15 protein-coding genes are annotated in these 14,981 nt (G+C 32.0%); 11 read left to right on the top strand and 4 right to left on the bottom strand.

The window, feature by feature from the left end:
- Positions 1-48 precede the first annotated feature (48 nt).
- Complete coding sequence (locus JK636_RS07915) at positions 49-618, bottom strand: hypothetical protein (protein WP_202748283.1); 570 nt, start codon at positions 616-618, stop codon at positions 49-51.
- Positions 619-769: 151 nt separating this feature from the next.
- Between JK636_RS07915 and JK636_RS07910 the strand changes: the two genes are divergently transcribed.
- Entirely contained in the window at positions 770-3,025 is a 2,256-nt protein-coding gene (locus JK636_RS07910; protein ID WP_338025740.1) for a type IA DNA topoisomerase, read from the top strand.
- 129 nt (positions 3,026-3,154) lie between these two features.
- Here the strand turns inward: JK636_RS07910 and JK636_RS07905 are convergent, their stop codons facing one another.
- Entirely contained in the window at positions 3,155-4,564 is a 1,410-nt protein-coding gene (locus JK636_RS07905; protein ID WP_202748282.1) for a GGDEF domain-containing protein, read from the bottom strand.
- Between the two features lie 143 nt (positions 4,565-4,707).
- On the opposite strand from JK636_RS07905, the gene JK636_RS07900 reads away from it, so the two are divergent.
- The 3 genes from JK636_RS07900 (at position 4,708) to JK636_RS07890 (ending at position 7,059) form a co-directional block, all read left to right on the top strand.
- Positions 4,708-5,319: a hypothetical protein gene (locus JK636_RS07900; RefSeq protein ID WP_202748281.1), complete on the top strand. Its 612-nt coding sequence runs from the start codon at positions 4,708-4,710 to the stop codon at positions 5,317-5,319.
- A 68-nt stretch (positions 5,320-5,387) separates the two neighbouring features.
- Complete coding sequence (locus JK636_RS07895) at positions 5,388-6,533, top strand: cysteine desulfurase family protein (protein WP_202748280.1); 1,146 nt, start codon at positions 5,388-5,390, stop codon at positions 6,531-6,533.
- Positions 6,526-7,059, top strand: a complete 534-nt coding sequence (locus JK636_RS07890) for a nucleoside-triphosphatase (RefSeq protein WP_202748279.1) — start codon at positions 6,526-6,528, stop codon at positions 7,057-7,059. The genes JK636_RS07895 and JK636_RS07890 overlap by 8 nt, the downstream gene beginning before the upstream one ends.
- 61 nt (positions 7,060-7,120) lie before the next feature.
- Here JK636_RS07890 and JK636_RS07885 read toward each other — a convergent pair whose 3' ends face one another.
- On the bottom strand, positions 7,121-8,821 hold the full coding sequence (locus JK636_RS07885; protein WP_202748278.1) for a methyl-accepting chemotaxis protein: 1,701 nt from the start codon (positions 8,819-8,821) through the stop codon (positions 7,121-7,123).
- Between the two features lie 184 nt (positions 8,822-9,005).
- Between JK636_RS07885 and JK636_RS07880 the strand changes: the two genes are divergently transcribed.
- Both JK636_RS07880 and JK636_RS07875 read left to right on the top strand, forming a co-directional pair.
- Positions 9,006-9,278 (top strand): late competence development ComFB family protein, encoded by a 273-nt coding sequence (locus JK636_RS07880; protein WP_202748277.1) that lies wholly within the window; start codon positions 9,006-9,008, stop codon positions 9,276-9,278.
- A 101-nt stretch (positions 9,279-9,379) separates the two neighbouring features.
- Positions 9,380-9,616 (top strand): hypothetical protein, encoded by a 237-nt coding sequence (locus tag JK636_RS07875; RefSeq protein ID WP_202748276.1) that lies wholly within the window; start codon positions 9,380-9,382, stop codon positions 9,614-9,616.
- 60 nt (positions 9,617-9,676) lie between these two features.
- Here the strand turns inward: JK636_RS07875 and JK636_RS07870 are convergent, their stop codons facing one another.
- The gene (locus tag JK636_RS07870; RefSeq protein ID WP_202748275.1) at positions 9,677-10,207 is read right to left on the bottom strand and encodes an amidase domain-containing protein; all 531 of its coding nucleotides are present in this window, start codon (positions 10,205-10,207) and stop codon (positions 9,677-9,679) included.
- A gap of 229 nt (positions 10,208-10,436) precedes the next feature.
- Between JK636_RS07870 and hcp the strand changes: the two genes are divergently transcribed.
- The 5 genes from hcp (at position 10,437) to JK636_RS07850 (ending at position 14,933) form a co-directional block, all read left to right on the top strand.
- Positions 10,437-12,086: a hydroxylamine reductase gene (gene hcp, locus JK636_RS07865; RefSeq protein ID WP_202748274.1), complete on the top strand. Its 1,650-nt coding sequence runs from the start codon at positions 10,437-10,439 to the stop codon at positions 12,084-12,086.
- Between the two features lie 160 nt (positions 12,087-12,246).
- Complete coding sequence (mgrA, locus tag JK636_RS07860; RefSeq protein WP_202748273.1) at positions 12,247-13,236, top strand: L-glyceraldehyde 3-phosphate reductase; 990 nt, start codon at positions 12,247-12,249, stop codon at positions 13,234-13,236.
- 148 nt (positions 13,237-13,384) lie between these two features.
- On the top strand, positions 13,385-13,738 hold the full coding sequence (locus JK636_RS24130; protein WP_420839264.1) for a DUF5658 family protein: 354 nt from the start codon (positions 13,385-13,387) through the stop codon (positions 13,736-13,738).
- Positions 13,739-14,070: 332 nt separating this feature from the next.
- Positions 14,071-14,532 carry a hypothetical protein gene (locus JK636_RS07855; protein WP_202748272.1) on the top strand — a complete coding sequence of 154 codons (462 nt, stop codon included), beginning with the start codon at positions 14,071-14,073 and terminating at the stop codon, positions 14,530-14,532.
- Positions 14,533-14,669: 137 nt separating this feature from the next.
- Positions 14,670-14,933 (top strand): hypothetical protein, encoded by a 264-nt coding sequence (locus JK636_RS07850; protein ID WP_202748271.1) that lies wholly within the window; start codon positions 14,670-14,672, stop codon positions 14,931-14,933.
- Positions 14,934-14,981 lie beyond the last annotated feature (48 nt).

Here is a 14,981-nt window from a genome sequence, read left to right as displayed (position 1 = left end):
TAAAATAAAAATCCAGCGGTTTAATCTAACTGCTGGATTTTTATTTTATTATAAATCTACGGGCATCTTTTTTCTAAGATTATCTACAGTTGATCTTATTAAATCATCTAAGAATTTATCTACTGCTTTAGGTGTAATTCCAAATACTTTTAGGATATCAAATACCCAAGGAAGGTTACGTCTTAATTCTTCAATCAAGTCGTCTGTAGCATCATCTATGACGTTCTCATATTTATAGTAGTTATTGCAGATATATGTTATGAGAGCAGCCAGCATATAGTCCATTAATCTTGTATCAGTAATGAAATTTTCAATGTCTTTAAATATATGCATAGAATCTTTTCTTATGGATGCAGTTATGTCGTCTATAATATCTTTTGTTATGTTAAAGTTTCTTTCAAGAGTATTTGTGTTTTCGAAACTAGTATCTATAAAATCTTCATCCGTTGATCTGTAAAAGCTGTCATAGTTATTGCTGTAATAATCCTGATAGTATGGTTGCATCTCATAGGATCTGTAATAGTCTTGCATTACGGGACATTCATTGCAATAATAGTAGGAATTTTGATAAGGGTTTTGATAATACTGATTTTGATTATACCAGTAGTTATTGTTCATTTTAAACCTCCAAATAATTTCATCACTATTATGTTATGTAAATTATTTAGAATTGACACAATACTTAATGTTTATCTATAAGCTTTTAATATTGCCATTAAGTGTGATAGAATAAGAAGGATAATTTTATACAAATTGAGGTGCCTAAGTAGTGGGGAAAAAAGTTATAATAGCGGAAAAACCAAGCGTTGCAAAAAATATAGCTGAGGCTTTAAATATAAAATTACGTAAAGATGGATATCTTGAAGGACAGGATTATATTGTAAGCTGGGCCTTTGGACATTTGCTGCAGCTTTATGATGCAAAGGATTATGATCCTAATATGGCAAGCTGGAGAATGGAGAAGTTTCCTTTTATACCTAAGAGATTTAAATATAAGGTTAAAAGTGCTTCTGGAGACAGGACTAAAAAAGACAGCGGCGCAGATAAACAAGTTAATATAATAAAATATCTAATATCAAGAGATGATGTAGAAGCAGTTATTTCGGCTTGTGACTATGATAGAGAAGGTCAGATTATTGGAGATATAATATTAAAATATTTAAGAGTTAATAAACCTATATACAGATTACTGCTTAACGAATGGACACCAAAGGAGGTTTTGGAAGGTCTTAAAAGACTAAAGCCAAATGACTTGATGAAGCCAATGCAGGATGCTGGAATAAGCAGGCAGTGGGCAGACTGGGTAATAGGAATAAATTTAACTTCAGTGGCTACCTTGAAATATCAAAGGGGGATGGGTAAGCCATTAAGCATTGGAAGAGTTATACTTCCAACTCTTAAAATTATTTATGACAGAGACAAGGAAGTAGAGAGTTTTGTACCTAATGATTATTTTAAGCTTCAAGGAACCTTTAAGACAGAAAAGAATGCAGAATATGAAGGTACCTATACACTAAAAGGCGAGGAAAAGTTTAGTGTCAAAAAAGAGCTTGAAGAAGCACTGAAGAATCTAAAGGGTAAAAGCGGTGTTGTAGTAGATAAAGAAGTAGAGAAGAAAAAGGAATATCCTCCATTTTTATTTAATTTATCGAACCTTCAGGGATATGTAACAAGTAAAAACAAGGGGTGGACTTCTGATAAGGTGCTTACTGTAGCTCAAGCCTTGTATGAAAAAAAGCATATTACCTATCCAAGAACAGCAAGTTCTGTTTTGGAAGAGAGCCTTGCGGGAAAGGCTGAGGAAGTTTTAAAGCTTTTAAAGAGAGGACTTCCCTTTGAAGAAGAAATTCAGTTTAAAGTAACAAAAAGAGTATTTGATAATTCAAAGGTAGAAAGCCATAGTGCCATAATACCAACATATATGCTTCCAAAATCGCTATCAAATGATGAAGCAATTGTATACAATGCAATAAAAAACAGGTTCATTGCTCAATTTATGCCAATTGCAGAGGTTGAAGAAACTAAGATAACTACCAGAGTAAATGATGCTTTAACAGAAGGTATGTTTTTATCAAAGGGAAAGGTTCAAATAGTAGAAGGATGGAAGAAGATAGAAAAGATTGAATCAAAGGATGTTATACTTCCATTTGTAAATATTAACGAGTCAGTTGAATTGGTTAATTTGAAAATAACTTCACATAAAACCACACCTCCAAAGCATCATATTGAGAAGACCTTATTAAGAGTTATGGAGACCTGCGGAAAGAAGTTCGAAGATGAAGACAGTAATGAGATGATGGCTGCAATACTGAGCGGCTTTAGTATTGGGACTCCAGCAACTAGGGCAGAAACTATTAAGAAACTTAAGGATATCGGCTATATTTATAGTAAAGATAAATCTCTAATTTGTACAGATTTAGGAAGAAAAATAGTAGAGAGCTTTCCAATAAAGGATTTATTTGATTTAGAGTATACAGGAAGACTTGAAAAGACACTATCAGATATAGAAAAAGAAAAGTTTAATAAGCAGGATTTTTTAAAGCTCGTTTTTGAATTTGTAGCAAAAGCAGTAGAGGATATAAAAAGAGATAAGCCTATTATACTGAAGGATTGTACTGATAAATCAAAGATATATGGTAATAAAAAAGCAGCTTCAGGAGATAAAAAAACACCTGACAAAGAAAATAATGACAAAAAGACTAGAGTAAAAAAAGAAACAGCTGATAAGAAAGAAAGTTCTGATGAAAAAACTAAAATTGAGACCTTTGGAAAATGTCCGATATGCGGACATCCTATTATTGAGGGTCAGAGGGGATTCGGCTGCAGCAATTGGAAGAATGGATGCAAATTTGTTATTTGGAAGGAAGACGAGTTTTTTAAATCCATCAATAAAAAACTTACAAAGACTATGGTAAAAAAACTATTGAAAGACGGAAGCGTTGAACTTAAAGATATTGGTATCCTAAGATATGTGAAAGATATTAAAGACAATAGTTTTAACTGGAAGCTAAATACAATGCAGTAAAGTTCTTATATTAATGATGTCATAAAATATCCAATCTTCAAGGATTTTTAGGATATCATTAATGTATTAGAACTTTTGCATTGTATATAGAGAAAAAATAAGTGGCAGAGGTATTATTCCTCTGCCTAATTAACTTACAGCACAAATTTGGTTTCTGCCGCTGCGCTTTGCTTTGTAAAGTCTCATGTCTGCAGCTCTGAATAATTCGCTAAAGTGCATGGCCATACTATCCAAGTTATCTGTAACACCTATACTAACTGTAATGTCAATAGTTTTATCTCCATAATTTATGTTCAAACTTCTTATAGTTTCTAATATCTGTTCAGCTTTTTTTATGCCATCATTAAGAGAGGCTCCTCTTAAAATTATTACGAACTCATCTCCTCCAAAACGCCCAATCAAATCATCTTCTCTAATAATGTTTGAGCAAGCTCTGCTGACTTGTTTTACAACCTCATCTCCAAAAAGGTGGCCAAACTCATCATTAATACACTTAAATCTATCAATGTCTAAAACCAGGCACACTACGCTTTCATTTTTTTGGTACGCTTCATTAAGCCAGTTATTTGTAGTGTTTTCTAAATAATCCCTATTATATATTCCTGTAAGCTGGTCAGTATAAGCTTTTTTCTCTAAAAGCATTATGTTATGTTTAATTTCAAGCTTTAGAGCTGCTAAAGAAAGCTCACGTTCACTAATTTCCTTTAAAATCGATATATATTCCTTTTGCAATTTATAGCCTAGATTAAAATCATCCATCAGTTCGCATAACTTACAGCGTTCTTCTTGAATAGTTTTTAATAAGTAAATATCATTGTAACTCTCAACAATAACTTTAGCATTAGTAAAAGATTCATAAGCTTGTCTGTATAAATTCTGCTCTCTATACCACTGCCCTTCTAGGTCATAACACTGAGACTTTTCTCGCGGAAAGGAATCTAGAAAAGGACTATTAAGCATTTCGTCAAGCAAAACTTTTGAATCATGGAAATCCTTTAGATAAATATAGGCTTTTGCAATATTTAATTTTACTCTTAATTCTAAAATAGGAGAAGCTGGTTTATGAAGCTTTGCAGCATCAAGGCCCAATATTCCCATTTCCAAAGCTTTATTATAATCTTCATCCAGCATACAAATGTGGCTATAATTACTGTATGCATTGCTTACAATGTTATACTTGTTAAGCTTTTTGCCTAAAGCAATGCTCTTTTCAAGGGTAGCTTTCGATTTATCAATGTTTTTGTTATACTCATATATTAAAAAAGAAATATTGTAGGAATTTAATTTGTCTAAATCATCGCCATGTATATTGCATATAGCTTCATGTTCTTCGATACATTTAAAGGCTTCCTCTATATCTCCAATACAATAATAGGAGGCTGCAAGATTTATATATGCAGTCAAAATAGACTTATAATCTTTCATCTCCATACTCGCATTGAGAAGACTAAAGCAATTTTGAATAGTGTCTTTATATTTTCCTTCTGCTCTAAGCAAAGTAACCTCTTGTTGTAATTTAACCAATTCTTTTTTTGTCATAAGCACAACTCCTTTATAACCGCAGATGTTACAAATATTTTATTATAATTTCGTTTGCAGTTCAATGATAGTTATATAAATTAATGAAGATTCTGATTGATAATAATATATGCTATAATGAATTTTGAAAAGGAAGGTGCATCATGAACGAATTAACAAATGATTTATTGAATTTAAATGCTAAAAAAGCATGGGAAGTTTTATATGGAAAAGAACTGAATACAAAAAAGAATATATTAGAGTACGTTGAACTTTTAAAGGTGTTTAAGCAGGACAATATGCCTAGCGAAAAGATACAAGAAAACTATAATTTTGTATATAAAGCTATTGATGATTTAGGCGGGACTATTAAAGTCAATACAAAACTGTATTTGAAAAATCAGTTAAAAGCACAGCTTGGAAAATTAGTTAAAGAAAAAGATCCAAAACCTATTAATTATTTTATAGAATTTTTCAAGGAAGCCTATCCTGAAAATAGTAGAAGAAAAGATTTTACCTGGGTCCTCATGGATATCAATAAAATCACAGATGAGCAGATCTGGAACACACTGACTTATATTAATTCATGGATATTAAAAGAGGAAAATAAGCTAAATGAAAATCAGAAAAAAGATACTATTAAGATGATAGAGCTTTTGGTTAAAAGAAATAATATAAGATATATTAATAATACTAGAAGCCTAGAGAAATTGCTTATAAGCTTAAATATTAAGATAGTTTCCATAAAAGATAAATTTATAGTTAAATTTAGATAAAGATTTATTAATATAGAAAACTATTGTCTAATATATTTTAGTAATAACCTAAGAAAGAGGGATAAGTTATGGAGATATATTTAGACAATAGTGCTACTACAAAGCCTTATATCAATGTAGTCCATACAGTTTCAAAATGTATGATTGACTTTTATGGAAATCCTTCATCAATACATTCTCTTGGTGAAAAAGCAAAAAAGTATCTTACTGAATGTAGAGAATATATAGCTTTAACTATGAATGCTAAGCCTCAGGAAATAATATTTACTTCAGGAGGAAGTGAAAGTAATAATCTTTTGCTTAAAGGCTTCTTAAACAAAGGAGATCACCTAATAACTACTTGTATTGAACATTCCAGTTTATTAAATTCAGCAGTACAACTACAAGAGAAGGGGATAGAAGTAACTTATCTAAAAGTTGATGAGTCTGGCAGAATTAACATTGATGATTTAAAATCATCAATGAAACCAAGTACCAAACTAGTAAGTATCATGCATGTAAATAATGAGATAGGTGTAATTGAAGATATTGAAGCTATAGGAAAAGCAGTTAGGGAATATAATGCAAATATAAAGCTTCATGTAGATGCAGTGCAGAGCTATGGAAAGCTTAAAATTGATGTTAATAAAATGAATATAGACTTGCTTTCTTTAAGCGCTCATAAGATTCATGGGCCTCGAGGCGTTGGAGCAGCATACATAAGAGAAAATACTCCATTGAAAGCTTTGATTGACGGCGGCGGTCAGGAATTTGGCTTTAGATCGGGAACTGAAAACCTGCCGGCCATTGCTGGTTTTGCACAGGCTTCTAAGCAAATACACAAAAATATAGAACAAAATTATTTGAAAGTATACAAGTTAAGAAATTATTTGGTACAAAAGCTTCAAAATATTAATGGTATAAAAATTAACTGCAGAACTGATGAAGACTTTCTTCCGTATATTGTTAGCATTTCAACAGTAGGAATCAGATCAGGAAAGGTACTGTTCTATCTTAATGATAAAGAAATATATATATCAAAAAGTTCAGCCTGCTCTTCAAGGAATTTAAAAGACAGCCATGTTTTAAAGGCCATAGGATTAAGACCTGAGGAAATAATGGGTGGGCTTAGAATAAGTTTTAGTGAGGAAAATAGTTTCGAAGATGTTGATATACTTGTGTACCATATGGGAAAGTGTTTGGAAAAGTTAAGAGGTGAAGCTGCAAATGAATAATATTTTAATTATTGGTGAGAGACGCAGCAGCAAGTCCTCAGAACTTCTATCAGAAGTAAGGGCTCTATTAAATTGCAGTATCGGAGGGTATTGGGTAGATATAACAAGAGATAGTGAGAATAAGGATATAAGAATTTTTGATTTAACATCGCTTTATGAGGAAGACAGAAATAATGTGTTTTTCAGGAAGGATGATTCAACAGGGTTCTCTAAATTAAACATTGAAATGTTTAACACTAAGGGCGTGGAAATACTTACTAAAAGCTTTAATTATTCAGATGTAATTATTATGAATGAAATAGGCTTTCTTGAGTCAAAGGCGACAGCTTTTACCAGTGAAGTGAAAAAAATACTAGACAGCAAAAAGGTTGTTATTGCAGCATTAAAGGATGTTCCTTGCCTATATATCGATACAATAAAAAGCCGTGAGGATATATATATATTTAAAGTTAATGATAACAATAAGGATAGTATTAGACAGGAGATAATCAAGCTCCTGAGATTGTGGCTGGTCAAGCTGAAATAAATATAAAGGGCTGTGCATAAGTTTAAAAGATGCACAGCCTTTATAAATTTGCGAAATTGATCTAACTAAGTTTAAACTTATTAACTTGTTCCAGCATTTCTTTAGTCATTTCGCTTAGGAATTGCGCGGAAACTGCAACCTCTTCGGAGGAGCTGTTCATTTCTTCTGCAGATGCGGATATTTCTTCAGAAGAGGCAGAAACCTCTTCAGCTACTGATGAAGTTTCCTCAATCTTTTCAAGTATTATATTTTTATCATTGTTAATGCTCACTACAGAAGAACTAACTTCATGAATTTGAGGAAGTATTCCATTGATTGAGTTTATAATATTTTTAAAGGATGAGATTGTGTTATTTATTATTTCAACCTGATTTTCAACCTCTGAGTTCATGTCTTCTGATGTCTTTATAATTGATTCAGAGTTTCCTGATATTCCTTTAATTAATGAATTTATACTTTCTGAAGAAGCTTTGCTTTGCTCAGCAAGCTTTCTTATTTCCTCAGCTACAACAGAAAAGCCTTTTCCTGCTTCACCAGCTCTTGCCGCCTCTATCGCAGCATTTAAGGCTAAAAGATTTGTTTGCTCAGATATACTGTTTATAAAGTTAGTAATTTCATTTATTTTATTTATATCTTTGCTTAAGATAGAAATTTTGTTTGTGAATTCGTTGAAAGCTGACATAACCTTGTTAACCGATTCAACTAAAATCTGCATATTGCTATTGCTGTTATTGGCTACTGAATTAATATTTTTTGCGCTAAGGTCTACTTCTTCTATGGAATGTACGATGTTTTCAAGTTTTATAGCAAATTCATTTAAAATCATAGTTGTACTTATTAACTCTTGAGCTTGAGAAGAAGTACCCTTTGCAACTTCATTTATTGCTGTTGCAACATTTTCAGAGGAAGAAGCCATTTCTTCTGAAATTGAAGATAGATCTTCAGATTTTGAGTCTATTGACAAGGATTTTTCCCTTATTGTTTTAAGCATAGAAGCTATATTGTCTACAGTACGTGATAAAGTCTTCTGAATAATCCCAAATTCATTGTTGCTTTTAGTTTCAAGTTTAATCGTAAAATCTCCATCAGCAATTGTATCCATAGTATTTATTAGTTTGCTTGAAGATTTCTTTATAACGGACATTATATAAAAGCAGATAATAGAGAAGATTACTATACAGGCAGCAAATATATAAAACATGACAGCTCTTGTATTTAAGTACATTTTATCGCTTGAGGTATTTACTTCTCCCGCTTGTTTTTCATTAAAATCTTTAAGAACTGCTAATTTTTCCTCACCCAAAGCACCAAGTTCCGAAAGCTTATCCCTGTCATCATTTGAAACTTTTAAGTTATCTTTTAAGGCAGAATTTATATTTTCCCAGGCTTTAACATACTCATTGAAGTTATCAGAAAATGCAGTTAAAGTTTGCTTTTCAGAATCTGTTAGGTTTGACTGCTGATATTGTTTAATACTATCATTAACCTTATCGATATATTGCCTTATATTATCGTCTGTTTTTGAGTTATATGCCATAAACGCGTTTGAAGCTTCTATTCTCATATTTAAGAAGTCAGCCCTCATGCCTCCTAGTCTGGCTATTGGCTGAAGATTGTTTCTATACATGTTTTCCATATTATCATTAATGTTTTTTATATTAACAAAGCCTAAACCTCCAACTAAAAAGATTAATAATAAAGATAGAACACTAATAATAAAGATAGAAGTTGATATTTTAAGATTTTTAAAGAACCTAGCCATGATTTCCTCCTCTGTATTTATGCAAATTGGTAATTGAGAAATATTTTGCTAATTAACTAAATTATCGAAATAAAATAACAAAACTTTATTCACCTAGCAAAGTTTTTATGTACAATGCAATTTTTTATGTGTATCATATTTTATATAGATAGATTTAATTTTTAAGTATTAAGGTGGGGATTTTATGTATCATTTAAAAAATTATATGGAGATATTGGTTGATGAGATATTGCCAGGTATGCTTGTTAAAGAAAACACTATTTGTAAGTGTGAAAGATGCATTATGGATATTAAGGCTATAGCACTTAACAGACTTCCGGCAAAATATATAGTAAGTGACATTGGGGAAATATACAGAAGATATGATGAATTAGGAAAACAGCTTGAAATAGATGTTATGGAAGCAATAATGAGAGCTATTGAATTAGTAAAATTGTATCCAAAACATGATGCTTAATATACTAAAGAGAGCCAAAAATAAAGGAGGCTTTCTTTTTTTATGAAATTGACACGAACATAAGTTCGAGATATAATATAAATAGAAAGAAGGTGGGTAATATGTATGAACATATTTTAAAAGCTTCACTAGAGAGAAATTTAATAATAACTATAGTGTATTTAAAGGGTAATGAGATCACAATGAGAAACATAAGAGTGTTGGAATTAAAAGAGGATAGAATCAAAGCCTATTGTTATTTAAGAAAAGAGAACAGGGTATTTAAAAAAGAAAATATATTGTCTGCAGCTTTTGCTAAAAGCAATGAACTTATAACCCACAGCATTAAATTTGTATAACTGAATAGATAACTGATAAAGGCTCCAAAGGTATCTATAATCCTTTGGAGCCTTTATCAATTATATGCTTATTTTTAAGAAATGATATCTAGAGGCTCCCCAGGAACGGGTATATGGAATATTCAGAGCTTCGTAAGAATGATGTGAAACTAAAGGGACGCTGCCAGAAAAACCAGTAACAATTGCAGAGTGAAAGATAAGTCCTTTATTGTCTTCGAAAAGAATTAAATCGCCCAGTTCAAGCATAGATGCATTTGAAACTTCCAAGCCTTTTACAGCGGGGTATTTATTAGCCTGATTAATTTTTAGATACCAATAAAGAGAATGTGCAACTGTCCAGGATAAGGACCATTTATTATTATTGTAAAACCAGCTGTATTTTGGATTATAAGTCATAGGAGCACCTCCAGCATGAAGACATTGTGAAATAAAATTTGCGCAATCACCGCTGCTGTCTTTAACTATTGGAAAGTATCTGTAGGCTGGATTTGGTTTTAAGGCATAGGTTACTGCATAATTTACTGCAGCGCTTCTTGAATAAGAACCCTGTCTGTAAAGATGGCTCTCCTCATAAGGATTTGAAATATACATTATTAAATCTCCTTAATATTATTAGGCTGTCATATATATTTTATGATTTTGGAATGAATTTGCTCACTAAGATAATTTTCTTAAAACATTATAATATTTTTAAAATCCGTGATATATGTTACAGCTTTAAAAGGGTTATTTTAGTAATATAGAACCTGTAAGATATGAAAAACAAAGACGACTTAGATAAAACTTATAATATATAGATTTACAGGGAGGTTTTTTAATAATGAGTATGTTCTGTTATCAATGTCAAGAAACAGCTGGTGGAAAAGGCTGTACACTAAGAGGGGTTTGCGGTAAGACTTCAGACTTAGCTAATTTACAAGATTTATTAATGTATGTAGTAAAGGGAATATCTGTTGCTAACGTAAAAGCTAGAGAGCTTGGAGTTAATAAAGCAGAAACTGATAAATTTGTATTTAATGGATTATTCATGACTATAACTAATGCTAACTGGGATAAGGCTAGATTCTTAAATGAAGTTAGAGCAGGGCTTAAGCTAAGAGATGAAATAGTTGCTGCAGTTAAGGCTGCTGGCGGAAATATAGAAAGCAATTATGAAGGTTTAACATGGAATGGTTCTACTGATGCTGAATTAGAGCTTAAGGCAGAGTCAGGAGATGTAAGCATTCTTCAAACTAAGGATGAAGACATAAGAAGTTTAAGAGAGTTATTAACATATGGACTAAAGGGTATGGCTGCTTATGCAGAGCATGCATTTAACTTAGGTTTTGAAGATCAAGGTGTGCATGAGTTCATGCAAAGAGCACTTGCAGCAACAACTGATGACAGTCTTGGTGTAAATGAATACGTAGGAATAGTATTGGAATGTGGTAAGTTTGGCGTAGATGCTATGGCACTTTTAGACAAAGCAAATACAACAGCTTATGGAAATCCAGAAATAACAAAAGTTAATATAGGTGTTAGAAATAACCCAGCTATACTTGTAAGCGGACACGACCTAAAGGATTTAGAGTTACTATTAGCTCAAACAGAAGGAACTGGAGTAGACGTATATACTCACTCAGAAATGCTTCCAGCTCACTACTATCCAGCATTCAAGAAGTATTCACATTTTGCAGGAAACTACGGAAATGCTTGGTGGTTACAAGACAAGGAATTTGAAAGCTTTAATGGAGTTATTTTAATGACAACTAACTGTATAGTACCTCCAAAAGCTTCATACGTAAACAGAATGTTTACAACTGGTGCAACTGGCGTTGAAGGTGTTAAGCATATAGATAAGAAGGAAGACGGAACAAAGGATTTCTCAGAACTAATTACACTCGCTAAGACATTACCAGCTCCAACTGAAATTGAAAAGGGAGAAATCGTTGGTGGATTTGCTCATGCTCAAGTTTTAGCTCTTGCTGACCAAGTTGTTGAAGCAGTTAAGACTGGCGCAATAAAGAGATTCTTTGTAATGGCAGGCTGCGATGGAAGAATGAAGAGCAGAAACTACTACACCGATTTTGCAAATGAGCTTCCAAAGGATACAGTAATCCTTACAGCTGGATGTGCTAAGTACAAGTACAATAAGCTAGATCTTGGAGATATTAACGGAATACCAAGAGTATTAGACGCTGGACAATGTAACGACTCTTACTCCTTAGCAGTTATAGCTCTTAAGCTTAAAGAAGTATTTGGTCTTGAAAACGTGAATGAACTTCCAATTTCCTACAATATTGCTTGGTATGAGCAAAAGGCTGTTATAGTATTACTTGCTCTATTACACTTAGGAGTAAAGAATATTCATTTAGGACCAACACTACCAGGCTTCTTATCTCCAAATGTAACTAAAGTTTTAGTTGAAAATTTTGGTATCGGCGGAATAACAAACGTTGAAGACGACATGAAAATGTTTATGGGTGCATAATTAAATAATAGAATTTTACTAAGGACTTCCTAAAATATAGGGAGTCCTGATTTTTTAGTTAAGTTAGTGTTATAATATAGCTTAATAGGTAAACTGTAAGTTTATAGTTTATGTAATGTTTATCTATAATAGCATAATATTTAAGCAAGGAGATAGGTTTATGAATTATATACCAGCTGAAACTAGATATGATTCTATGAAATATAGAAGGTGTGGCAGAAGCGGGTTAATGCTGCCAGCCATATCACTTGGACTATGGCATAACTTTGGTAATGAAGATTCTTTTGAAAATGGGAAAGCTTTGATTAGAAGAGCCTTTGATTTAGGAATAACACATTTTGATCTTGCTAATAACTATGGCCCACCAGCAGGGGCAGCAGAAGAAAACTTCGGTAAAATATTGAGGCAGGACTTTGAAAACTATAGAGATGAAATGGTTATATCAACAAAGGCAGGACATTTAATGTGGCCTGGACCGTATGGAGACTGGGGATCAAAAAAGTATTTAACAGCAAGTCTTGATCAAAGCTTAAGGAGAATGGGATTAGACTACGTAGATATTTTTTATCATCATAGACCGGATCCTAATACTCCGCTTGAAGAAACCATAAGGACGCTAGATTTGCTTGTAAAGCAGGGGAAGGCTTTATATGTAGGTATTTCAAAATATAGTGCTGAGCAGACAAAACAGGCAATAGATATGTTTAAGAGCTTAGGAACTCCATTTATCATTCATCAGACACCTTACTCAATGTTTGATAGAAAGGCAGAAGAAGAGCTTTTGGATTTATTAGAGCAGGAAGGTATAGGAACTATAGTTTTCAAGCCCTTATATCAAGGAGTACTTACTGATAAATATTTAAACGGAATACCAAAAGATTCAAGGGCAGCAGGTAATTCTATATTCTTAAAGAAAGAAGATATAACAGAAGATAAACTCCAAAAAGTAAAAAAGCTTAATGAAATAGCAAAGAAAAGAAATCAAACTTTAGCTCAAATGGCATTGGCTTGGGTATTAAGAAAAAATGTTGTAACTTCAGCCTTAATTGGAGCAAGCAGGATAGAACAAATAGAGGATAATATAGAAGCTCTTAAGAACTTGGAGTTTAGTAAGGAAGAATTTGATAACATAGAAAAAATCATTTCTTAGAGCAGATAAAAAATATATTACAGATAAATATTATGAAACTATAGAGATTTACAATGAAAACTCTATAGTTTCTTTTTTGTGTTTATAATTTATAATACATGTCCACAATATAATATACCAAAGGATTAATGTTAAAAGGGGTGGACATTTGTTAAGTTTATTAAGAGGTTATAATCTTGAAAAAATAAAAATTAAATTTATAATAATATATTTCTTTAATATAACGGATATAATATTTACCTTGATTCTTTTAAAATCAGGAGTATTTCTTGAGGCTAATACATTCATGAAACATATAGTACAAAATGAGGCAGCAAGTTTAGTGATTAAGTTAGGAATTCCTTTTGTATTATTACTTTTTTTATATAAAAGATTAAAAGATGCCAGTGAAAGGCAGCTGTTCCTGGGGAATATTTTAATAAATATATGCATGATAAGCTATTTTCTTATTAATCTATTACATGTGATTTGGACCTTTTTATTATTTTTATACATAATTTAAATATCTATAGTTAATACTATGTATGTTTTTTATGAGGCTAAAGTCCTAAATGGACTTTAGCGGGTAACTTATGAGCGAAGCGAATGTCTTAAGTTACCCTGTGTCCGAAGCGGAGCGAGAGTTTTAAATTACTCAGTGCTTCCGACTAAAAGGAGGTTAAAGGTCTGAATGACCTTTAACGAGTAATTTTTGAGCGGAGCGAGAGTTTTAAATTACTCGGTGTTTCCGACTAAAAGGAGGTTAAAGTCCTAAATGGACTTTTACGAGCAATTAGCGAGCGGAAGCGAGTGATTTTTAATTGCTCAGTCTTCCGACTAAAAGGAGGAATTCACATGAAATTTAAAAGTTTAGCTGCATTATTAGTTGCAGTTTCTGTAAGTACAGGAGTCAGCGTTCATGCAGCAGTGGTACCGGCAGCAGATGTGCCAAGCCAGCAGGATAAAAAAATTGAAATGAAAGATCACAAGGAAAAGAGTGGTCACAATGGAGGCATGTTTAGAGCTGCTAAGGAAATGGGTATTACAAAGGAAGAAATGAAAGAAGCAAGAAATTCAGGCAAAAACTTTTTTGAACTTGCTAAGCAAAAGGGATTCAATGAGCAGCAGGCAAAAGATATGATAATCAAGAATAAAATTGCAGTCATTGATGAAAAGGTAAAGGAAGGCGAGCTAACAAAAGAAAAAGGTGAAGAAATAAAAACTCATGTTAAAGATAAGGTTTCAAAATGGGATGGAAAATTTAAAGAACATAAGGATGTAAAGCAGGAAAGCAAAGAAGAAGAAAAACAAGACTAATTTAAAACTGAGGCTGGAAATACTTCCAGCCTCAAATTTTTTAAAAAATTAATTATTAATAATACTCAAATTGAAATATGTGTAATAAAATAGGTATAATAATATTAGACTAATTATAGATGCAAAGGAGACATGTTATGGCAATATTAAATTTACCTATAGAAGTGGTTGCAATTTACGATTCGGCAAAAGAAATAAAACCGATACGTTTTTATAGAATAAGCTCAGAGGATACAAATGAGTTTGTGAAAATTCAAAGAATAATAAGACGTGATAAAGAGAAGATTGATGGAGAGTACATAACTACTTTCACTTGCGAGATATTAATTGATAATTCCAGAAAGTTATATGATTTAAGATATAACAATGAAACCGAAGAATGGTTTTTATATAAAATGTAAAATAAATAGTATATTATTTATTTTACTGGATATATTAATTAACGTGGG

It is taken from the genome of Clostridium rhizosphaerae (assembly GCF_016765585.1).
GTDB lineage: Bacteria > Bacillota > Clostridia > Clostridiales > Clostridiaceae > Clostridium_AT > Clostridium_AT rhizosphaerae.
The sequence above is the reverse complement of the archived record's forward strand: the minus strand, read 5'-3'. Positions and strand labels throughout refer to the sequence as shown.